General features: G+C 32.2%; 17 protein-coding genes and 1 pseudogene. 13 read left to right on the top strand and 5 right to left on the bottom strand.

What is annotated here, in order from left to right:
* Positions 1-124: 124 nt before the first annotated feature.
* A complete protein-coding gene (locus FS802_RS31625) occupies positions 125-526 on the bottom strand; it encodes a hypothetical protein (RefSeq protein WP_098132048.1) in 402 nt (133 codons plus the stop codon).
* Positions 527-1,035: 509 nt separating this feature from the next.
* Here FS802_RS31625 and FS802_RS17310 point away from each other — a divergent pair.
* From FS802_RS17310 to FS802_RS17280, 6 genes are all read left to right on the top strand, one after another.
* The gene (locus FS802_RS17310; RefSeq protein WP_144525254.1) at positions 1,036-2,019 is read left to right on the top strand and encodes an RNA-binding protein; all 984 of its coding nucleotides are present in this window, start codon (positions 1,036-1,038) and stop codon (positions 2,017-2,019) included.
* 9 nt (positions 2,020-2,028) lie between these two features.
* Positions 2,029-2,955: a hypothetical protein gene (locus FS802_RS17305; RefSeq protein WP_098822893.1), complete on the top strand. Its 927-nt coding sequence runs from the start codon at positions 2,029-2,031 to the stop codon at positions 2,953-2,955.
* Positions 2,956-3,181: 226 nt separating this feature from the next.
* Complete coding sequence (locus FS802_RS17300) at positions 3,182-3,469, top strand: hypothetical protein (protein WP_098654134.1); 288 nt, start codon at positions 3,182-3,184, stop codon at positions 3,467-3,469.
* A gap of 906 nt (positions 3,470-4,375) precedes the next feature.
* Positions 4,376-4,660: a hypothetical protein gene (locus FS802_RS17290; RefSeq protein WP_098654133.1), complete on the top strand. Its 285-nt coding sequence runs from the start codon at positions 4,376-4,378 to the stop codon at positions 4,658-4,660.
* Positions 4,661-5,141: 481 nt separating this feature from the next.
* A complete protein-coding gene (locus FS802_RS17285; protein ID WP_098654132.1) occupies positions 5,142-5,888 on the top strand; it encodes an ABC transporter ATP-binding protein in 747 nt (248 codons plus the stop codon).
* Entirely contained in the window at positions 5,879-8,431 is a 2,553-nt protein-coding gene (locus tag FS802_RS17280) for an ABC transporter permease (protein ID WP_098654131.1), read from the top strand. Before FS802_RS17285 ends, FS802_RS17280 begins: the two co-directional genes overlap by 10 nt.
* Positions 8,432-8,686: 255 nt before the next feature.
* On the opposite strand, the pseudogene FS802_RS31620 reads toward FS802_RS17280, so the two are convergent.
* The 3 genes and pseudogenes from FS802_RS31620 to FS802_RS17270 all read right to left on the bottom strand — a co-directional run.
* Positions 8,687-8,917: pseudogene (locus FS802_RS31620) on the bottom strand (integrase); the annotation flags it as partial.
* A 181-nt stretch (positions 8,918-9,098) separates the two neighbouring features.
* A complete protein-coding gene (locus FS802_RS31150; RefSeq protein ID WP_165915447.1) occupies positions 9,099-9,242 on the bottom strand; it encodes a hypothetical protein in 144 nt (47 codons plus the stop codon).
* A gap of 941 nt (positions 9,243-10,183) precedes the next feature.
* The gene (locus FS802_RS17270) at positions 10,184-11,893 is read right to left on the bottom strand and encodes a hypothetical protein (RefSeq protein ID WP_144525252.1); all 1,710 of its coding nucleotides are present in this window, start codon (positions 11,891-11,893) and stop codon (positions 10,184-10,186) included.
* 1,662 nt (positions 11,894-13,555) lie between these two features.
* Here FS802_RS17270 and FS802_RS17260 point away from each other — a divergent pair.
* On the top strand, positions 13,556-15,253 hold the full coding sequence (locus FS802_RS17260; protein ID WP_070169524.1) for a helix-turn-helix domain-containing protein: 1,698 nt from the start codon (positions 13,556-13,558) through the stop codon (positions 15,251-15,253).
* A 161-nt stretch (positions 15,254-15,414) separates the two neighbouring features.
* Here FS802_RS17260 and FS802_RS17255 read toward each other — a convergent pair whose 3' ends face one another.
* Positions 15,415-15,882 carry an RsfA family transcriptional regulator gene (locus tag FS802_RS17255; protein ID WP_070169525.1) on the bottom strand — a complete coding sequence of 156 codons (468 nt, stop codon included), beginning with the start codon at positions 15,880-15,882 and terminating at the stop codon, positions 15,415-15,417.
* 354 nt (positions 15,883-16,236) lie between these two features.
* On the opposite strand from FS802_RS17255, the gene FS802_RS17250 reads away from it, so the two are divergent.
* From FS802_RS17250 to FS802_RS17225, 6 genes are all read left to right on the top strand, one after another.
* Positions 16,237-17,877: a S8 family peptidase gene (locus FS802_RS17250; protein ID WP_144525249.1), complete on the top strand. Its 1,641-nt coding sequence runs from the start codon at positions 16,237-16,239 to the stop codon at positions 17,875-17,877.
* Positions 17,878-18,085: 208 nt separating this feature from the next.
* Positions 18,086-18,433: a YxeA family protein gene (locus FS802_RS17245; protein WP_000822914.1), complete on the top strand. Its 348-nt coding sequence runs from the start codon at positions 18,086-18,088 to the stop codon at positions 18,431-18,433.
* A gap of 369 nt (positions 18,434-18,802) precedes the next feature.
* On the top strand, positions 18,803-19,210 hold the full coding sequence (gene mntA, locus FS802_RS17240; protein WP_046956012.1) for a type VII toxin-antitoxin system MntA family adenylyltransferase antitoxin: 408 nt from the start codon (positions 18,803-18,805) through the stop codon (positions 19,208-19,210).
* Positions 19,200-19,613: a type VII toxin-antitoxin system HepT family RNase toxin gene (hepT, locus tag FS802_RS17235; RefSeq protein ID WP_046956013.1), complete on the top strand. Its 414-nt coding sequence runs from the start codon at positions 19,200-19,202 to the stop codon at positions 19,611-19,613. The genes mntA and hepT overlap by 11 nt, the downstream gene beginning before the upstream one ends.
* Positions 19,614-19,968: 355 nt before the next feature.
* On the top strand, positions 19,969-20,379 hold the full coding sequence (locus FS802_RS17230; RefSeq protein ID WP_048563556.1) for a hypothetical protein: 411 nt from the start codon (positions 19,969-19,971) through the stop codon (positions 20,377-20,379).
* Positions 20,380-21,447: 1,068 nt separating this feature from the next.
* Positions 21,448-23,205 carry a methyl-accepting chemotaxis protein gene (locus FS802_RS17225; protein ID WP_088113154.1) on the top strand — a complete coding sequence of 586 codons (1,758 nt, stop codon included), beginning with the start codon at positions 21,448-21,450 and terminating at the stop codon, positions 23,203-23,205.
* Positions 23,206-23,243 lie beyond the last annotated feature (38 nt).

The following is a 23,243-nucleotide window of genomic DNA, read 5'->3' as shown; positions in this document are numbered from 1 at the left end:
TTGATTTAACAATGATTGTCACTTTGGAGTTAAGATAATCGGAAAAAAACCACGCTAAGTAAAAAATAAAATAAGCCATCCATTTGGACAGCTCATTTACATAATTCTCGTTATTGGAAGTTAATTATATTTTTCTACGTACTAAATAAAAAGCTAAGGAACCAATAATAATAGGTGTAACCAAACTAGAAGAATATGGATTTTTAAGAAGAAAGAGTATAAGTATATAGATAACAGCTAGTCCTATAAATACAGGAATTCCAAATCGAAATTCCCTACATTGTTTTATGTTCCTGTATAATACTTCTCCAATTAGGCAAGGTACAAGATTTAGTATACTACCATATATGATGAGAATTATAGTGAATCCAACTATGTTAGGCAAACCCAAATCATTCTGGGAAGAATAACTAGGATCAGAAATATATGGTATTAAGAACCATATGATATTAAAAGTAAGCAGACTTGCAGCATAACTATTTACAAATTTTTCCGATTCAATTACAAATTTTTTCAACGTAATCATCCTCACAATTTCCTAATATTATCTTCATTGTATGACAGTTACCATTAAGTAAGATAGATAAAATGTGAAATGAATACCCTATACATGAGAGGTTAACATAACGTCTCATTATCGGTAGCAAGGAAAAAGGGGAATCCTTAATCTCAGAAGGAATCCCCTTTTTTATTTTCTATAAAGCTATTCATCTTTTTATACATTCCTATTCTAGCACGGTTTTAGGTTTCTCGTTTGTTACTGGATTACTCGAAAAATTGTATAAAATTTTGCATACTCTTAGCGTGGTTTTTTCCGAAATACTAGCGGTCCCCCTAGTAAGGCTGTATTCTAGATATTGATTTAACCTGTAGCAAACTTATGATTTTAAAATTATTCTTGCATTTGAGTATAAATACCGTTATATTTGTATTAACAACTATATAAATAAAACATAATTTACGTGAAGGACACACCTTACGTACCATCCCAACGGTACAGGTGTGTCCTTTTTTACGTTCTAGGAGGAAACTATAATGGCAGAAGATAAGACAAACACTCAAACTGTAGAAGAACTTGGAATGGTTTTTAAATCAGAGAACCCACAAGGTGAAACACTGTTAGAAACAAACTTTAATCAATTTGAGCGAGTACGTGAACATGAACTAGAGGAATTAGCCCGTATGAAACGTGAGCGTACTGTAGGAAAAGGCTTAATTACAGTCGTATCCGAAAAGCTATTCCCGACTAAAAACGGAAAGTCTGAGCGTATACAAGTGCTTACAATGCAAATTGGTTCTCATACAACAGCATATTGCCCAATTACAGAGGCAGGTATAAACATTCCTAAAAATCCTCAATGGTTAGTAGGTAGAACAAAGCCTGTTATCATTGAACACTTCCAAAAAGCGGAAGAAGTCAACTTTGCAGTTGTATCTATCACAGCAGGGGAAATAGCACTTCAAAAAAGGCTATATGAAGAAGTAGAAACACAAGAAGGAAATAAGGTATACACAGGAACCGTTTCTGGACATATACCATCTGCACAAACTGTTCTAGTTGAAGTTCATGGTGTAACAGTAGGGGTAAGATATTCACAATGGTCTCATTCATTCGTTCGCTCTGAGGATATTGTAATTGGTAATATTGTAGAGCTTGTCATCGATAAAGTAGTAGAAAAGAATGGCCGCTATGAGTTTAGAGGGAATAAAAAAATATTAGAAACAGATCCAATGGAGAAGCTATTAGAACTAAACAAACGCCGTGACCGCTTTATAGGTAAAATTGTAGGTGTAGATGCAATTGCTGGGATTTTCGTTGAGGTGGCACCAGGTATTCAGTTTAAAGGACTAAAGAGCCGTAATCTAGCTAATCCAACTCCAGAAGATGCGATTAATCAAACAATCGTTACATGTGAGCTGCTTAATATTGATGCTAAAAATAAAAAAGGAACTGTGCGTATCCTAAATTATCCCCAAGGACAGAGTAAAAAATCTAATTCGTCAATTTACCAATTTTAATGAATGATTATGCGTACAATAGAGAAACAATTGTCTACTTATGTACCATCTATTCCTCATTTATCAAATGGGGATGTACAGGGACTTCAAATATATCGAATACATGAACTGGATAAATCCTATGTATTCCATTCTTATGAAGAATTGGTTAAGTTTAAGCAGCGTTTGACAGAGGAACAGTATACCATACTCACTTTCATTGGTGTTCATACATCTGTTCGATTCAATCATTTACTATATTTATTCAAGAACAAATACTCACGTAAGAAAATAAATGATGCACTTCAAGGATTACTTTACTATCGCCTAATTGAAAAATGGCGGGTTAAGAGTTTTGATATGGAAATCTTTGAAGAAACATATACATTATCGGATAATGGTTACAAGCTCTTAAAATACTGGAAAGGTAATATGTTCTTCTTTGCTCCAGAGCGTCTTGATAATCACGGTAAATATGTTCATCTACGCTATTGGCATGATATAGACCTACTTTGCCACCTGCGTTATGCTCATTCCTTTATAGGGCACATTATGCATCCATCTATTAGTAAAGGGGTTTTTACCCCTCCTTTAAGTTTTGCTGCGCAGGGCGGAGTAAATCAAGAATTTAATTTTGTTGTATACTCTACCTTATTAACAGATAAAAAGGATCGCTTAAGACAAATTATCGCTAGATGGAGAGATTTCGTAGAGTCAGGTAAGGATATTATTATGAATGATTTAGGGAATAACCCTACAATCCTAGTTATTTATGTTTCTACTGAAAAACAAGCAAAGCAAATTAATAATGAACTACTACTCGATTTAATTCCTGGTAAAGTATTACTATGTATAGGAGAAACATTACATGTAGAAGGATTACAACATGCCTTTTATCAACCTCTTGCAGAAGGAAAGATTAAGCAATTAAATACAAAGCTATTCACAATAAACTAAGCCACCCTTACAAGCTATTGCTTTCTTTTAGAGGGTGGCTTGTTTATTGCATAAAAAGCACAAAATATTTAAAAACAACTTAAGAGAACTAATTATCCCGTGTCTACCTCTATACAAAGTACGGATTTTACGAAATAATACTACTTGATGCCTGTTTTAACAACAACAATAATATATACAGATGTTGTTATTATTAAAATAAAATATACAAGAAAGGAGTAATACATTGCTACGCATACAAAGAGGGTACATGTTCGATCCAGATGATAATGAAGTAATTGTAAATGAAATTTTCTACGATGCTGCTTCAGCTAAAAAGCTAGGAAGTAAAATGGGGGTATTTTGTGCAGTAAAACTACCTACTGCTATTTTTCGAAAGGTTCAAGAAAATGAAAGTAAGTCCTATATAGAAAATATTGAAGTTAAAAAAGAAACCATTAGAGAAATACTTTTTTATTTAGACCAAAATCAAAAACCAGAAAAACTTTATTTTGAAATGCAGTACATGAAGTAACACCGAGAACCGAAAATAAGAGGGGATTTGTAGCAGGGGAAGCAGGGACATTATTATTCAATACATATAACAACTGCATATAAAACCTCTTCTTATATTCGTTCAATTAAAACAATTGAATACAATATAAAAATAGTTTAATATAAACGTATGTTTATTGTTTAATTGATTCCGTTTATTCCCACGCCTTATGAGTTGTGGTTGAGTTGTAGAAGCAAGTTGTGTTCTTGTTTCAATTATGAAAGGGCTTCTTTGAGCCGATTAATGTATATAGCTTATTTTGCTATGCACATTTTCAATCGACTTAAAGAAGCCCTTTTTATGTTGTCTTTAAGTTAGGAATCACTTGTAAATAGACCTTTTGGGCTAATAATATGCTAAGTGAAAAAAGCACATATATTGTGCTTTTTTATTTAAATTAGAGGAGGGGTCATATGAAACTTTACAAAGTACGGCATAAGAAAAAGAATGTAAGAGTAATATGTGCTCGTATTTCTTATGAAGCAGTAAGTTTTATTTAAAGGAAGCGTACATGATTGCGATTGTGTGGAATAGCTAAACTGTCAAAAATTAAGTTCAACCGAACAAACTAAAGTCATTCATAATGGATATGAAACATTAAGATTACTACAGGATACCTGTAATGATATAAAAATTACTGGCAGTCCTTATACTCTTGTAGGAATAGTACAATAAAGAATGAATTCATAGCCTAACTTTTTAGTATTGTTAAGATTTTTTGAATTCAAAACGAAAAAAAGATATTTAATGCTAATTTATGGTAGAGTAGAGAAAGAATGGAATATGCAAATTATGAAATAGGGAATTTATATAGAAATAAGGTACTCGTTGCAATGCTAAAAGCACAAGGAATTAGAAAACGAAATGTGAGAGGAGCACTATAATATGATTACAGTTAACCGAGGATATATGTATGATCCAGATGATAATGAGGTTTTAATTAACGAAATTTATTATGAAGCTGCTACCGATACTAAGTTAGGAAGTAAGATGAGGAGTTTATCTTACACAGTTATTCCTAATGAAATTAAAGAAAAAATAGAGGCAGCTGATTCATTATCTTATATGGAAAACATTGAGGTGCCTCAACAATTGGCTGCTGTATATCAAGATGAAATTAACATGTATGGAAAACCGGAAAAATTGTACTTTGAATATACAAATATGTAAGAGACGAGAAGACATTGAACTAATTGGTTCAATGTCTTTTTTTCTGTAGTTTATGAAAAAAATGAATAGGAAAAGATATTTGTTCATTTTTGAGATGAAGTAACGTTATAAAATAACCATATCAATTTCCTGGGCCAAAAAGCTTTTAAGAGAATAATATCAACCGATGAATTGGTATAAATGTAAAAAATATGAGAGTGTAACTATTAGACAATCCTAAATTACAACATAAATTAATACCCCAAAAACGTATGTAATGTCATCCTCAATACTATTAACTTAATTATTATAAAATCATTTTTATATTAAAATATTCAAAAAGTCTGTCACGAAATATTCAGATTTTCAGGGTTGCTATTTTCATATGATTCCATTTATTATAATCATCGAGATATCTCCAAATAATGGAAAAATACTAGTGTAGCAAAATAATTTTCAATTGTCTTTGCATTAAAATTTAAAAGGGATGAGAGGGAACGGGATGCTAAACAAACAAGTAATCCTTCAAGTAGAAAAAATAAAGAAAGCTTATGAAACCGAGGCAGGAACAATCCAAATTTTAAAAGGAATGAGTACTCAATTTTATTCTGGAGAGGTTGTTAGTATTATTGGCCCTAGTGGAAGTGGAAAATCCACACTACTTGGAATACTCGGATCATTGGATACACCTACCGAAGGACGTATTATTATTGAACAACAAGATATTACCTCCATGTCAGAAGAAAAGCTAGCTGATTTCCGTGCCAAAAAAATCGGTTTTGTTTTTCAATCGTATAATTTAGTCTCAACAATGACCGCTCAAGAAAATGTTATGATGGCGCTTATGTGCGCTGGAGTAAAAAGCCAAAAAGAAATGATAACAAAGTCTAGGGAAATGTTGGACCTTGTTGAGATGGAAGAACGATATCACCATTTACCAAGCCAGCTATCCGGGGGACAACAGCAGCGTGTAGCAATTGCTCGTGCATTAGTAAATAATCCAACCATTGTTATTGCTGATGAACCAACCGGGAACTTAGATTCAAAAACAGGAAAAAATATTTTGGACTTGATTTTTCAACTACGTGATCAACTCCATATGACATTTATTATCGCTACACATGATACGCATGTGGCAAAACTCTCAGATCGTGTTTTAAAAATGGAAGATGGTCTCCTAGTTCAAGAAACTCTTAACAACCATACAAAATCTAGTAAACAAGAAGGTGGCATAACATCATGCTACTAAAATCTGCACTACGTAGTTTAGCGCGTAATCGTTTAAGAACTTTTTTTACAGTGTTCAGTATTTTAATAGGGGTAGCTAGTTTCTTTTCTATGTCCATGTTGGTAGAGCTAGTTCCTCGATCTATTCACGAATCTTCTAAAATCCTTTTAGGAGGGGATGTGTCAGTCCAGTCCTATTTGAAACCGATGGATCGTGAGACTCTTATTTCTTCCATACCTAAAGAAGAACAGAAAGCGCTCACAACTTCTTTATTAGGTCAAATTATGGTCAAATCTGATCAAAAAACAACAAGCTTAATCGTAAAAGGAATTGAAACGAATCACTATCCTTTCTTTGGTGATAATCTGTTTCCTAAGATTCGCACTTTACATAAAGATGAACTTCTACTCTCCAAAAATACAGCTGACCGTTTGCAAGTCAAAATAGGAGATCGAGTAGAGATTCCTAATCGTTCTACTGGGGCAATGTCCTCATATAAAATCAGTGGTTTAGTAGTGGGTGTCCAAGAATCCTATGGCGATGCTTCGATTTTTGGAACTGCCTATTTACATTTAGATCAAGTACAGCAACTCTTAAATGTACCTACAGGTACATTTAATGAAGCATTAATCTTATTAAATGAGAATGTTAATACTACTTCTTTTAAAAAGAATATCCAAAAACAATTACCACAAAGTAGCATAATAGATGTTCAGGATAAAGAACTAGAGAGACAAAAAGATTTACGGATGTTGTTACCATTTCTTCAACTTTTCAGCGTATTAGCCCTTGGAATTGCTGCTATTACTACTTCTAACACAATGAAAGTCATTATTGCTTCACGTACGCATGATATCGCTGTTATGAAGTCAGTAGGAATGAAAACTAAATATATTATTCGATATTTTCTATTAGAAGCATTTTGGTTAGCGATTCTCGGAACAGTTGGTGGGATTGTACTTGGCTTATTAGCTAGCGTTTGGCTAACTTCATATCTAGCAGACGTGCTTTCACTACCTCTACATTGGGGAATTTCATGGTCTGTAATTTTCACAACCATTATTGTGGGATTAATTGTAACCTTCGTAGCGTCTTGGATACCTGTAAAAAGTGGCATGCGTGTATCACCACTTCAAATGTTACGTGATACCGAGAATACAACTGTGAATTATACTTTACCATTTAAAAAGAAATTTCAACTTTTTATATTTATTTGTGGCATTCTTTCTATTTATGTTTATAATATAGCTTTTACAACAAATACAAATGGCAACGCCATCTTTAAGTGGTTTCTTGCTTTTTTACTTACAAATGCAGTTTTATTATTTATTTTTGCTTTTATCCGTTTTATAGGATTTATATATTCTTTATTATTTAAGTTAATTGGTGCTATGAAAAACATAATGCCACAAACTCTATTCCTTGCTTTACACAACATGGCTACTACAAGTAAACGAAGTGGTTTATTGGCAGTTACTTTAACTATTGGTGTTGTTTCTGTTGTCTCTAGCCATGTATTTGCAGACAATTTAATTGAATCAGTTCAAGGCCAATTGGAAAAAGAAGCAATGGGAAATCTTCTTATTACCAGTTCCATTCATGATGAAGAGAAAGTTGAAAAACAACTAAACTCTATTAAGGACATAAAAGGATGGAAAAAAGGATATCAACTAGATGGAAGACTCCAAAATATTAACGGGGTAGACGCAGCATCTATATTTACGGAAAATGCAAAAGATGATAAATTTTTTAGTTCAACTAAAATTTCTATAGAGAGCGTGGACACAACCCTTAATTCTAGAGCTTATACAATTTCTGAAGGACATGATTTATCTCTATCGGATGTAAAAGGGAAAAAAGCAGTTCTTTTGGACAGCTATAAGAAATTAGGTATGAAAATTGGCGATACAGTTGACATTCAAATTGGAAATGAATTAGTAAACTACGAAATTATAGGTTTCTTTAAATCTGGTGTAGTTAAAACAGTTGGCATACGTATCCCAACTGAAACATTAGCTACATATGGGAAACCAAGCCGAATTACTTATTCCTTAGATAGTGATCCTCAAAAAACCAATGCTATATTAACAAAATTAAATAAAAAACTTCCTAGTTCAGCAATGGCATATTCAATTGCCGCTACAGCAATCGATAGTCTTCAGTATATTATTCAAATGCAAAGTACTTTCTTCTCAATTGTAGCGCTATTCGCATTTTTAACGGCTGTTCTCACAATTGGAAATCAAGTTGTCATTCGCTTAATGCAACAGACACGAGATGTTGCTATTATGAAAACAATTGGTATGTCTTCTAGTAATTTGATGAAATCCATTTTATTAGAAAATACGATTATCTCCCTATCAGCCGGATTAGTTGGTGCTGGAATTGCATTAGCCTTTTCAGGTATCATTTTGCGCTTCTTGTTCCAAATGCCGATGAAAATAGATATGACTTGGTCTATTTTAGGCATACTTTTATCTGTTATAACAACAATCATTGTGGTGTGGATAGCAGCTAAACAATCATTATCAGCTAAACCTATACACCTTTTACAAAATAAATAAATAAAAAAGCGTATTGTGACTAGGGGTCAAAATACGCTTTTTTCCATTCCTAACATATTAAAAATAATAATTATCTCAATCAACTTAGATTCCTTAATTACAACTTTTTATATTTAAAAAGTTGTAAAAGCTAGAAAATTTCTTGCTATAGTAACCTCAATTATGAAACATATAGAGGTATTATTAGCTTATTTTGCTATGTACATTTTTAATCAACTTGAAGAAGCCTTTTTTGTTGTCTTCAAGTTAGGGCTTTTTGTATAGCTGTTGCGTATTTTCTTTAGTTAAGGAGACAGACTTAGTTAATCCATTTCCTCCAGATACCACGAAGGTATTTCTAGCAAACTGTATATGGCTCATATTAAGCGATACAAGCTCTTTCAAAGATAAGGCATAGTTTACTATTAAATTGATTATACAAACGTTTCTATCCATAATTGGAGCTCGATATTTAGCCTGTCTTTCAGTTAACCTCTTTGTCTTCATTCAAGTAAGCAGAAAAGGCTTCTAAGAGTTTCTCTAAACTAATTGTCACCTTCATTATAATCACCTAGTTTCTTTAGGTGTATTATAACAGAAAGTAGGGTGAAGACCTGCTATCGTCTTTTGCTGCGCATATTAAAAAACAAACGGACAAACAAGTTTTTGCTTTTTGATATGTTGATTATTATTTACAGAGCCAAATGAATAAGGCTATCATCATACTCCAAAAAGGAACTACAAAGACTATTCCCCAAAATATCCCTTTGAAAAATCTAATCTCGTTATGCGTATTCATTTCTATATAAGTTGTATCTTTTAGTACAGCCATATTTAATCCTCCCAATAAGAATTGTTTACTACAATAAAAAAAGGACAAACCTGGCCCTGATAGGGATACGTAGGTTTGTCCTTTTGTATGAGGGTAATGATATCTTTAATTACCATTATTATAACTAAATTAACAAATATTTTCAATTAGGTCTGACATCTTATTAACAATCATACTAGTAATAATAAAATCTATTATAAATATATATCTTATATATTAAAAAGAAATAAAGATAAAACTATTATAGGTTATCAAAAATAGGGGAAAGATCTACTCCCACAAGGGAAAATTTCATGTTAGAACGTAAAAAATCATAAATAGTAGAAAATGTATCCGTAGATTCAATGATTAATAGGTTTTTAATTCTACAAAAAAGCAGAAAGAAAATCATATGTTTCTACATAAAATCGGAAAGAAATTAATACAAATCACTTTATATTTATCCAACTATGGAAATAGGCTTTATCTTCTTTATTTTGGTAAATAAGGAAGTATCTAATGTTCAATTATCCACATGTTGTTCAGAAAATGTAGCTATTTGTTAACATAACTCAGTATTTACACGTAATTCACATTATTATTGATGATTTTTATTAGATGAAATAAACGACACTAGTATTATCAAGGATATTGGAAAAATATTATTCACATTTGAACATTTTTGTCCTCATATCCACTGTTTTTAAAAATATCCTTCTGATTTTTTGTAGGTATAATAGGATAGGTTTTATTACAGACGAAGAATCCCCATTAGTATTATGTGGAGAGTTATGGATAGAAAGAAGAGAACTTGTATAGAAATGCATAAAAAAAGACTCCATTTTACATGAAGTCCTTCTGATTTGGTATGTATAAATAGAGAAGTGGAAAAGGGTATTAATAAAACAAACACGAATAGCCCTCTACTTTTAATTTTTTCAAAAATAGAGAGCTTGTTGCTTTTATTTTATTTCTATTGCGGTTAGCACCTGATCAGGATCTGTTATTGTTACCCCAGCACGTACTAAACGTTCGAAGGTACGCATAAACTCTAGTAAATTAAACTGCTTTGGTAGCTCAATAACACGAAGTTTTTCTTGTGGCAGCTTATCAATTGCCTCGATAAACCATTCACGCACATCACTTGGAATCGTGCGTTCTTTATGACCACGAACTTTTAGTTTTTCACGCATTTCAATTTCTAAAGCGATATATGCATGGAGATTTACTCCCTGATCATATGCATATTTTCTAAATAACGTTTCTTCCTGGTATTTTAGATAATTACGGTGATAAGACTCTTCCGTCACCGGTACCGCAAACTTCTGCTTCAGTAGTGCATGCACATTTTTAAACATCTTCTTAATGTTATGAAGAGAGTACATAGAATAATGTAGACCAAAATTAAAGACAGCTTGCTCACGATCACTATTTCTCTCTTTTGGTATGTGCTGCGCAATAAGAGGGTAGATGCCTTCTTTCGCCGCTGTATCGAGAATTTGATATTGAGATGTTTGATGCAATAGTTTTTTCAATGTATATACAATTTTCGTTGGATATCCTTCTTTTCGATCAACCATGTCACGTAGTCCACGAATTACACTTCGAATTTGACGATGACAAGTATGCTTTAATACATGAATGAACTTATTCATGTCTGCAGACAGTTCACCGATATTCATTTCTTGTAGAACTGATTCAATGAATTTCGCTTTACGTGCATAAGTAGCTTTTGGTGTAAATGGATCCCTATGTTGTTCTTCTCCAGCTTCTTTCGAACATAAGAAGTCTGAATGGATAGACAGATATAATGTCGTATATCGTTTTGTATGCTTAACACCTTTTTGCATTTTACAAATTTTGAATAGGGGATTCCCCGTACATGGTAATGCAGTTGTTAATTCTTCGATAACCGCATGAATTTGGTGCGGATATTTTTTATGTAAGAAACGATACATCCCACCAAAGTGAGTTTTGTTGCCTCTTTCATCTTGCTTGTCCAAAGAACGTTTTAAAGTTGTTTCTGTATGTTGTTGCATTGCGATATCTAAGAATAGCTTCTTAGCCGCTACAGATAGTTTAAAGAAATCCTTTGTAAATACAACCGGACTAATATATACGTACGGATTTGCTTTTTCTGTTTCCTCATTCATAAAATGAGTCAGTTTAATTGTATATCGGCCATCTACGCCATTTTCAATGGAGATAATGTTATGTAAGTTTAATTTCTTTAATGCGATATAGAATTGAGAGTGTTGGATATAAGCAAATTCTTCTTTATATTGCTTGTAATCTTCCCACATCATATGTATTGTTACATTTGGAATGACACCATTTGTATAGCATTTTTTATGTAGGTACAAGAATACTTCAAGATCTGCATTCGTAATACCGTATAATTTATGTTTTCTTCCGGTTTTTTCTGCAATTGCAGACATTGCGCGACGTGAAAAAGATGGCTTGGCTTTTTCGACAAAGCCTTCTACGTCAGCGATACGTTCTTCGTATGTCATGTGCTGCAGAATATCTTCTAAATATGTATCTTTATAGCTGTAGTACTTCTCCTCAAATGTTTCCACAAATTTTTGCCAAGATTTTAATGTTACTAGTACTGCATTAGTTGTTTTCCCATTTAAGCTACGTTGATTACGTATCACAAATGATTTCCCCATCTTTTTCACCTCCGTTCTGCAAAATTCGAAATGTATGCCAGAATACTATAAAATATACCAATTTTGATTATAGCAAACCGAAAATTGGCGAAACGTGCCCCTTTAAGAAGAAAAAAGGCAACTTGCAACAGCCCCTAAAGCCAAGTGTGTCAAGGGATTGGAGAATTTCATTGATTTTTTTTGTGTTAAGGATACCGCAAACGTGTTGCAAGTTATGTGATATGTATAAAGGTAAGTGAAAAAGTGCCTAAACCCTTGGTATATAAAGGGTTAGAGTGAAAATGGCAGGGAAGTTAGGGAGAGGATACCGCAAACGTGTTGCAAGTTTGTGAACGCAATTATTAAAAATGGATTACAATGATTAACCTTGATATAAAAGGACTTGTTCGCACTTATAGATTAAAAGTAGGGAAAGGATACCGCAAACAGTGTTGCATCTTGTGAGAAAAATAAGGGTATGCATACCGCAAACGTGTTGCAAGTTGTGTGATATGTATAAAAGTAAGTGGAAAAGCACCTAAACCCTTGGTATGTAAAGGATTAGAGTGAAAATGGTAGGAAAGTTAGGGAGAGGATACCGCAAACATGTTGCATTTTATGTATGTAACTTATTCAAAATATGAGAAAAATAGCTTGATAACTTTAAAATGACATGATTTTTTTTAAATTACTTGGTTGAGAAATAAATTATACTGTTGCAAGTTGAAAGAAATAGGGAAAGGATACCGCAAACGTGTTGCAAGTTGAGTAGAAATAGGGAAGAGAAAAAGCAAACGTGTTGCAAGTTAAAGAGTTAGGGAAAGCAAAGCGCAAAAGGAATGTAAGTAAGGAGAGATAGGAAAAAGAAAGAGCAAACGTGTTGCAAGTTGAAGAGTTAAGGAAAGCAAAGCGCAAAAGGAATGTAAGTAAGGAGAGATAGGAAAAAGAAAGAGCAAACGTGTTGCAAGTTAAAGAGTTAGGGAAAGCAAAGCGCAAAAGGAATGTAAGTAAGGAGAGATAGGAAAAAGAAAGAGCAAACGTGTTGCAAGTTGAAGAGTTAAGGAAAGCAAAGCGCAAAAGGAATGTAAGTAAGGAGAGATAGGAAAAAGAAAGAGCAAACGTGTTGCAAGATGAGGAGTTAAGGAAAGCAAAGCGCAAAAGGAATGCAAGTAAAGAAGAATAGGAAAAAGAAAGAGCAAACGTGTTGCAAGTTGAAGAGTTAAGGAAAGCAAAGCGCAAAAGGAATGTAAGTAAGGAGAGATAGGAAAAAGAAAGAGCAAACGTGTTGCAAGATGAGGAGTTAAGGAAAGCAAAGCGCAAAAGGAATGCAAGTAAAGAAGAATAGGAAAAAGAAAGAGCAACTGTGTTGCAAGTTGAAGAGTTAAGGAAAGCAAAGCGCAAAAGGAATGTAAGTAAGGAGAGATAGGAAAAAGAAAGAGCAAACGTGTTGTAAGATGAGGAGTTAAGGAAAGCAAAGCGCAAAAGGAAAGCAAAGCGCAAAAGGAATGCAAGTAAAGAAGAGTAGGAAAAAGAACGAACAAACATGTTGCAAAATGAGGAGTTATGGAAAGAAAGACGCAAAATCTTATAAATATCTGTTACAATGTATTAAATAAAATAGTAGTAAAGAATTTATGATAAAAACTACTTTGTTGTGATTCATGGTTTAGGGAGGAATATAAAGTGGATAACTTATTACAAATGTTTCGAGATGCCTTGCTAATCTCTGAGCCAATTTATAAAACGAATGAGCTAGTATGGAATAAGTGGAATGCATACTTTAAAGATGTTGAAAACAATAATAATAAAGTATTAACCTCACCTCATGCTTCCCCATCATTTACTGCATTAGTGTCTTGGCTAGAAAAAAAGGAAGAATCCGGTACTACATTAGTACAAATTTATGCCAAAATTGATTCCTATAAGGAAGAAATATATAAAGAAATTGAAGGATTTATAGACAAAGAATTTCAAAATGTAGCATCTTCAAGTTCCATAATATTAGAAAATGATCAAAATATAGAAGAGACCAACATAGTAAACCACGAGGATTATTATGAGGTAAATAACTCTGCTGTTTATTATAAATTAAGAGATGGAATTGCAAAGAATCAATTTGAAGAGGATGACAATACCAAAGTTTTACAATATCCTATTGAAACGAAGTCTTCTAATGGGATGGCTCAACTTTCTTCACATAAAGACGAGGATTTAAGACTTACAAATATTGAAGAAGCTGCCCGATGGAATACCCTTGTTGATGATGTAATGAGTAATATGGATGATTTAACGGCAGATTGTTTAGATGCAATTACAATACAGTGGATCAACGAAGCAAAATCTCCAGATGAGTTTATTGATTTTTCATATGAGCAAGTTTTAGAAATGTGCAACATTCCAAAGACAGTCGTTAAAAATAAAGAATATTATCGAGCTGAAGATAAAATTAAAATAGCAAAGAGAATTGCTGCTTTAGCGAGTATTTTTATCTATTTAAATGATGAAAATGAGGTTGTAGTATTAAATGACCGCGATGATGAAGGAGAACGACTAGAATTAAAGCGTGAGGTTGTTAAGAGATTATTCGTATTAGATTCGGTTGTATTGTGGAGACATAGTGTTACAAATGAGTATATGGGTATTGAGTCTTGTCGTATTAAGCCAGGCAGCTTTTTAACTAATTACTTATATGGATCAAATAATACAACGGCGTTATTGTCTAAAAAAGCACTTGAATATAATAGTTATAGACATAAATATCATAAAAGGTTAATTCGATATTTAACGTGGCAATGGAGAATTAGGCAAATGTATTCATCATTGAAAAAGCCTTATTCTATAGGAGGGGACAAGGGATTACTAGCAGTAATGGATATTCCAAAAGATTGGAAGCCGAATCGTATTAAGGAACAGCTAGAAAATGTTCTAATGGATTTGGAAAATGAGAAAGTAATCTCTCATTGGGAGTATAGTGATCCGCTGGATGAACAACAAATTGGGAAACGTAATTGGTTTAAAAATTATTACACTAACTTAGGAATAACGATTTTACCACCTGAAGAAATGCTGCAATCAATGGATAGGGTAATTGGAAAGAAGAGTATAGAAGAACCTCAGGAACAATTACCTGAAGTAACAGTTGTTAAAGAAATAAAGAAGACTGTGGAATCAGTCGAACAAATAGAGAAAAAGATCCGTGATCAAATACTGAAAGTACACAATGAAAAAAAGGTAAGCATTCGTGAAATAGCAGATGAAATTAGTATTTCTCCGTCTACATTATCTAGATTTTGTAATTATAAAACAAAACGTTTATCTAAAAAAGCACTAGAAAAGCTAACGAAATGGTGTGAAAGACAAGAAATATTAGAAAAGATGTAACATAGACTAAATATTTCTTTTAATAATAGTCCAATTAAAAATACACATACATTATGTATGTGTATTTTACTTATTACCAATTATAAGAGTCTGAATTTTCTTTATTAATGGTGGTTTTGGTGGGCGAAGGCCCCACTGGAAAGTCAATATAGTTATGCTGTTTAATCCACTGCAATTAAATTTCTTGTCTTATCGATATGGTTCAGTAACATACGATACTCTTCTTCATACATAGTTATACGTTGTAGAAGAGATTGATTCTCTGCTTCTAAATTTTCAATTTGATTTTGTAAATTTGTCAATTCATCCGCTTCTTTATAATTTTGTAAAAAGAGAATAATATCATCTAATGTCATAGACAAAGAGTTTGTTTCTTTTTCTGGTTGGGAGAGAGGAATGTTGTTTCCCTCTTTTCGGTTTTGTTTTGCTTGTTGTATTTCTTCTTCGTATTGTTTTCGCACGTATGAATTCCAACGGAATCCGCAAGCAGAAGGTGTCCTAGCTAGTAGTTTTGCTACTTCTTTGAATGCAGCTAACTGTGTTCCACCGTTACGAATATACTGAAGTACTGTTGATGCGAGAAGTAAATCGTTATCATTAGTCCAGGAATCTTGTCTTGAAATTACCACGTTTTAACCCCCATATATGTTTTATATTACATATATGCAGTTACTTAAAATGATAGAAGCTCAATCTCTCTTAAAATAATTAGGGGTAAGTTTATAGAAGTAAGTATTATTTTCAATGCAAAATTACATATAAGGTTGACTATTCACTATAGCTGTAACTATAATGGTTACAGTTATGCGGCTGAATTAATAGATTGGATTAGCATGAATTAGTTGTATTAGTGATGTATAAACAAATATTAAAGAATGAATGGAGCTGAAAATATAGTCTTACATATAAAACGTTTTTATAAAAAGAAATTAGGTAATATACATTTTTTTATAATCATATATTAATTAAAAGAGGTGCACGTTTTGAAAATTTTTAAGGGAATTCTAGTTTCTTCAATTGCATTAACAGCATTTAATGGGGTGGGCGGAATACTTTCAAGTGAAAAATCAGAAGTTGCCTATGCAGCTACTTATAATAATTCAAATAAGCAATTGAATTCTAATGTACATAAGCAGGTTACTAAACAATTAGTTTTGAAATTTAAAAATGAAGCGAATTTACCATATCAGGATGGGATAGAAAAATTCATTAAGGAAGAAAAACTAGATCCTGACTTAATTGAGATTTTAGCTCAATACCCAAATGTAACTATAAATCGACTTTTTAGTTCTTTAAATCCTAAAGAAATTAAAAATCTAGGTAAAGAAATAAAAGATTCAGATCACATTTCTTCTAATTTGCTAAACTATTATATTGTACAAACTCAAGATGATATTGATGTACAAGCATTACTTACAAAAATTGAGAAATCATCTCTTGTTGAAATGGCGTATCTACAGGAAGAAGAAGTACCACCAGAAGAGCGTTTGCCAAATTTATCTGTTAACCCATATGATGAGCCTAGACTAACAAGACAAGGTTACCTTGAACCAGCGCCATTAGGAATTAATGCACCTTATGCCTGGAGCATAAAAGGTGGAGATGGAAAAGGAACTACTTTCGTAGATATGGAGTATGGGTGGTTATTTAGTCATGAGGATTTAGTGAATCAAAAGATTGAATTAATATCCGGACAGAATAGGATTGAACACCATGATCATGGTACTTCAGTCTTAGGGATTGTTTCGGCAGAAGATAATAACATAGGTGGAATTGGAATTGCACCGAAAGCTAAGGTAAAGGTTGTATCTCAGTTCAGGGATAACGGAAATTATAATACAGCTGATGCTATATTAAGTGCAGTTAACAATATGCAAGCTGGAGATATTCTTTTATTAGAAGCTCAAGCAACTTACGAAGGATATGGAGATAAGAATTATTTTCCTGTAGAAGTAAAACCGGATATATTTGATGCAATTCGTCTGGGAACAAATAAGGGAATTATTATTATTGAAGCAGGTTCAAACGGCGGAAATGATTTAGATCAATTTAGAGACCGTAATGGTAAACAAGTTTTAAATCGTAATAGTCCTGATTTTAAAGATTCAGGGGCAATTATGGTTGGGGCAGCTTCTGCAAGGGTTCCTCATAAACGTTCATATTTCTCTAATTATGGTAGTAGGGTGGATGTATATGGATGGGGGAATGCAGTAGATACAACAGATGCTAAACCAAGTGAATTTACAACAAATTTATATACATCTAGCTTTAGTGGAACATCTAGTGCATCACCTATTATTGCTGGTGCTGCTGCATCAATTCAAGGAATTGCAAAAAATAATCAGGGAAAGGTATATACACCAAGCCAGCTTAGGGATATTTTAAGTGATTCTAGTACCGGAACGAAATCTAATGATCCAATTAATGATAAAATTGGTGTTTTACCTGACTTAAAAGCCATTTTATCTAAACTTGGTTTTTCACCAAACTTAGGTAATGATTCTTCCATTGTATTTCCTGAGGAGCAAGAAATAAATAAAGGGAATGGAGGTTCTACTATTACGTTCCCGAAAGAGGATTCCGATAATAGTGAAGGAAACTCTAACTTCATTTTCCCAGAATAATAGAAATATCTTCTATTAAGAATGAGGCAAAATAGTTTACTCAATAAGAACAAAGGATATGAATTCAATAGAAATATGAATTCATATCCTTTTAATTATGCTATTTTTACTACCTTACAAAAACGTAATGTTAGCGTAATGGAAATGAATTTTGGCAGCCAATAGATTAGGATATAATTTTTGTGAGAAAAGATATGAGGTGAATAATATGAAACGAATAGTGCTTATGTGTAGTGTTTTTGTGATGTTTACTGTGTTGTTATCGGGGTGTAATTTAAATCGTCTTGGTACAGATACATATTATGTGCAAATTACCAAGGATGGTGAAAAATTAAAAGAGAAAAATGTAAATGGGGATACGACTTACGAATATAAATTACCTGGATTTGATAAGGATGGTAAAGAGAAAGAAATGGAGTTTACAGCGTTAAAAAACCTTCGTAAAGAAGCGTTTTTACGTATATATTACTCTGAGAAAAAGGGTGTGAAATCTTGGGAAGAAGTTAAAAAAGACGAACTCCCTACAAAGGTAAAAGAAAAATTAAAGGTGGATTAATATATAATTCTTTGTTAGAGCAATATATCCTCAAACTATTAGAATGTATATTGTGAAATAGGCTAAAGTTCTTTAGAGTTGTAAAAGTAAGAGGCTGACAGTTATTGTCAGTCTTTTACTTTTGTAGGAAGGAAATATAAAAGGCATTTAACAGACAAGTGTTGGATTATTAACAATTATTTAAAATCTAAAGCTACAATATATCTACTCCTGAACTATAATAATTTTAGGTCAGAAATAAGCTTATAATTTTGTGAGGAGTTAAATACTAAAAAGGCTTAATTTTGTTTAAGTATTTGTAGTCGTTTAAAGGATTTATGATTGGTTATGATATAATAAAATTCAAGTATAATAAGGGGGATTAATTAGATGATTTTTCAAAGCATGATAACAGCTATTATAGAAAAATTACAAGAGACGGTGAATCCCTATTGGATAATTGTGTTTGGATCAACGGCTGAGAACAGAGAACGAGAAGATAGTGATATTGATATAGCTTATTTAAGTGACACAACTTTAGGGAACTATGAACGTTTTTTATTAGCACAGGAGTTAGCTAACATTGTTCATAAAGATGTTGATTTAGTTGATTTATCCGAAGCTTCTACAGTTTTTCAAGCTCAGATTATACATACAGGAAAGACAATATTTTGTTCGGATGAAAGACGTAAGGTCATTTTTGAAATGAAAACCTTAAAAATGTATTCAAAATTGAATGAAGAACGACAGATAGTATTTGATGATATAAAGAAAAGAGGTTCTATATATGAAGAATGAGGTTATTTTAAATAAAATTTCTACAGTAGAGCGTTGTATAAAAAGAATCCAAGATGTGTATGGAAATGACCCTGAAAATTTAGAGGATTTTACAAAACAAGATTCAATAATATTGAACATACAAAGAGCTTGTGAAGCAAGTATTGATTTAGCGATGCATATTGTTGCAGGGAAAAAATTAGGACTACCCCAATCTAGTCGAGAGGCCTTTGATTTATTGGTTACAGCAGGATTACTTAGCGCGGATTTAGCAAATAAGTTAAAGGCAATGGTTGGATTTCGTAATATTGCTGTTCATGATTATCAAAGTGTAAATTTAGATATTGTTCGTCAAATTATTGAAAAACATTTAACTGATTTTAAACTATTTACGAAAGAAGTAATGGGGATATTGGAATTTTAGGCGAAAGAACGGAATAATAGAGTCTAGAAAGAAAGCGGTCATAAGATAAGTTTGTTCATGCTGTAGTAAAGCTTTGCATGGAATGTGTGTAGATAATAGTAGGAGCAATATCCATATACAATTTTATCAACAAATAAGTAAATATTTTTAAAACTAATTTTTATACATATAATGTATACCAAAAACAAAAAAGTTTCCTTATGGAAACTTTTTTGTTTTTGGTAAATTTACAACAGTTAATTAATATACAGTTTTTTAAAAAAATGACGAATCATGTCAAATCATCTTCGTTTACACGAACATGAACGTAGGATAAAAAGGAAGCATATCCAAAATAATTAAAGGAGCTGAAAAAATGATTAAAAAACTTATTATTGGTTCTATTGCTTTAGGCGCAACAATAGGAGTGAGTATACCTACATTTGCTGCAACAATACATTCTTCATCACAGCTTAAAGAAACTCAAAATTCTTATGTGCAATCTCTACATTCTCCATGGCAGTATTTAGGGCAAACTTCAAGGGAACTTCAAATTAAAAGTAAAGATCCAAAAGTACTAGCTTTTGAACTAGCGAAAGAAGCGCCATTTTACGAGGAAGAACTAGTAGACATATGTTCTGTAATTTTAGATGCGAATGTAGATGTTGTATATTGGACAAGTAAGGAATGGGTTAGATTTGAAGCAGGAAATTATGAGTTTAAACATGAAATTAAAATTTTTAGAGATAAAGAACGTCAGAAATTAATTACTGCACTAGAATCTTAGATCTTTTACAAAAAAGAAGCTACCTTTAGTATGCTATACTCCCCTCATAGTAGATAGGAAAAAGAAAACACATTAACCTATTTACTATGGAGGGGATTTTTCTATGGGTAAAATTAGAGTCACTGACGATGTAGAATATAAGAAAAAAGTATTGGATGTATACTAAAAGAATGTATGAGGTATAAATAATTGAGTCTTTTTTTGTTTAATATGTGTACGTTTATTACTGATGAAAATCGTACTACAATTACATCCATGGCTTATATTGTAGGAGTATGTCCTTTAGTATTTTTTAATACAAAAGTTTCGTAATAAACATTTACTGATTGTGCTATTTCATACGACTTTAAGATAATTGAAGAAATAAATTGGATTAGGCTAAAAGAATTTAGGTTTACTTTGTACAAGTAGATAGTAAAATGTTATAGAAAAATAAGGAAAATAGTTATAAAATAGGAAACTGGAAGGGACTTTCCAGTTTGTTTTTGTTGTGCGAGATAAAGATGGCCAAAGATGAGAGCTTAACAATTCTTTTCTTTGTCTAAAACTAACACTTAACATAATGGATCTAGAAGGTATCAGTACAAATGGAAAAGATGAAGTAATAGAAGGTAAACGTCTTCCTACTAATAGATTTCCAAAATCAGCTGGATATATAAAAGATGAGATTGCAAATGGGAAAAACTGATATTTGTACAATAGATCAGAATTGGCTTCAAAAAATAGAAATTAAACTTTAGCATTATTATTCAAAAGTGTCATAACTATTATTTCTTTAGTTCTGCTATATAAAAGGGTGTTGAAAATTAGCTGCATTTTAATGCTGATTACAATAGCATCATGCTTTTGCATTTGTATACATGAATTCTTAGATTAGTTAAATTATTGCTTTAATTATAGTGAAACTATCAGTATAAAAGGAAATAAACTCTATCAAACAAAAAAATTGAAACGTTTGATTGAATGACAAGTATGCTATTTTAATGTTTAAGTTAATAACAGAAATAGAACCTTTTAATAAGTTACTACTTTGTTTTTGTATTGTTGAAAATAAGAAAGGTGAAATCAATGAAAAAATATTGGTATAAGCTATCGTTGCTTCAGAAAAATGTATTACTAACGGTATTAGTAATTCTGACGCTTGTGTGTAGTATGGGGGCGTTAAGTTTTAACATGTTTCAAAATAGTATGATGTTTATATTTGAAAGGCAGTCTTTTGAAACAGGAGATACATTAAAAAATCAATTAGATCTGGAAATAGTAAGAGATGTAGCAAAAGACCCCACAGCACAAAGAGTGAAGAAAGAAAAATTGACAGAGCAATTAGATAAAGCTATAAAAAATATGAAAAGTGTCGGACAAACATATGTTACAGGGGCCAAGCTAAATGATAAAGCTGAACTAAAATTAGTAGCTTTGGATACAGAATTAGCAGATACGGTTTCTGTAAAACTAGGTTCTGTAAAAACAGGTGACTATTATGAGCATCCTACTCATTGGAAGAAGACATACGACCAAGTAATGAAAACGAAACAGGCACAAATAACAGAAGTGTATGAAGATGTATTAGGTACATGGGTAACAATTTTAGAGCCTATTACTGATGAAAATAATAATATAATTGCAATTGTTGCAGCGGATATAGACGCTTCTATTATTCCTCTTACAAAGAAAGAATTTATAGTGAACGGTTTACTATTTATAATCACTTCATTAACAATCGCAATTACAATTCAAATATTCATCTCACGAAAATCTCTATCGCCTTTAAAGGATTTACAAGAAGGGTTACGTAAAGTTGGTAAAGGGGATTTAAGTATTAAATTGAATGAAAGGTCTGATGATATAGGAATAACTAATATCTATTTTAATAACACTATTAAAAAGTTTAATAGGATTATAGATAAAGTAAGGCAGACTGCTGAACAAGTTTCAACATCCTCACAGGAATTGTCGGTAAGTACAAAAGAGAATAGCATAGCCTTTAAAGGAATTGCAAGTGCTATTACAGGATTAAATTTAGGAGCACATTCTCATGAATATGTAGTGCAAAAATGTTTAGGAATTATTCAAGAAATGGAAAGTAAGATGAAAGAAATTACAGGAGCTGCAAAACAAGTTAGGAATGCTTCGGAAGACATGGAACAGCATTCTGGAGAAGGAAAAGATTTGATTAAGCAAATTGTGAATCAAATGAAAAGCATCCAAGATACAGTTCAAGATGTATCTTCTAGTATGTATGCATTAGAAGCACGATCTAAGGAAATTAGTGAAATTCTTAATGTAATTACAACTATGTCAAATCAAACAAGTTTATTAGCTTTAAATGCTTCTACTGAAGCCTCATGTGCTGGAGAGGTGGGGAAAGGATTTACAGTTGTTGCGGATGAGGTACGTATATTAGCGGAAAAAACCGAGGCATCTGCAAGGGATATAGCTAAATTAATTGGTGAAACCCAAGCTGAAACAGAGGAGGCTGTAAGATCCATACAGAATGGTTCAAAGGAAATAGAATCAGGAATAACACTTGTTCAAAGTAGTGGTGCTTTCTTTGAAAAGATTTCAGGATCTGCACAATCTGTTACAAATCAAATTAAAGCGATTTCGAATAATTCAAGTGACATTTTAAAAGATAATCAAACTATTGTTAAGGTTGTAAATGAATTATCACACATTGCAAATACATATGTGAATAGCAGTGGTAATGTAGAAACAAGTATGAAAGAGCAAGAACTGTATGTACAAGATATTGCAGAGTTAGCAAATTCTTTAAATTGGCTCTCCCAAGAGTTACAGGAGTTAATAGGGGAATTCAAAAGTAAGTAGGATTGGAGAAGGTGTAGGTATGACCTATACCTTTATTT

The sequence above is a fragment of the Bacillus sp. DE0042 genome, assembly GCF_007680225.1.
Taxonomy (GTDB): Bacteria; Bacillota; Bacilli; order Bacillales; family Bacillaceae_G; genus Bacillus_A; species Bacillus_A wiedmannii.
The sequence above is the reverse complement of the archived record's forward strand: the minus strand, read 5'-3'. Positions and strand labels throughout refer to the sequence as shown.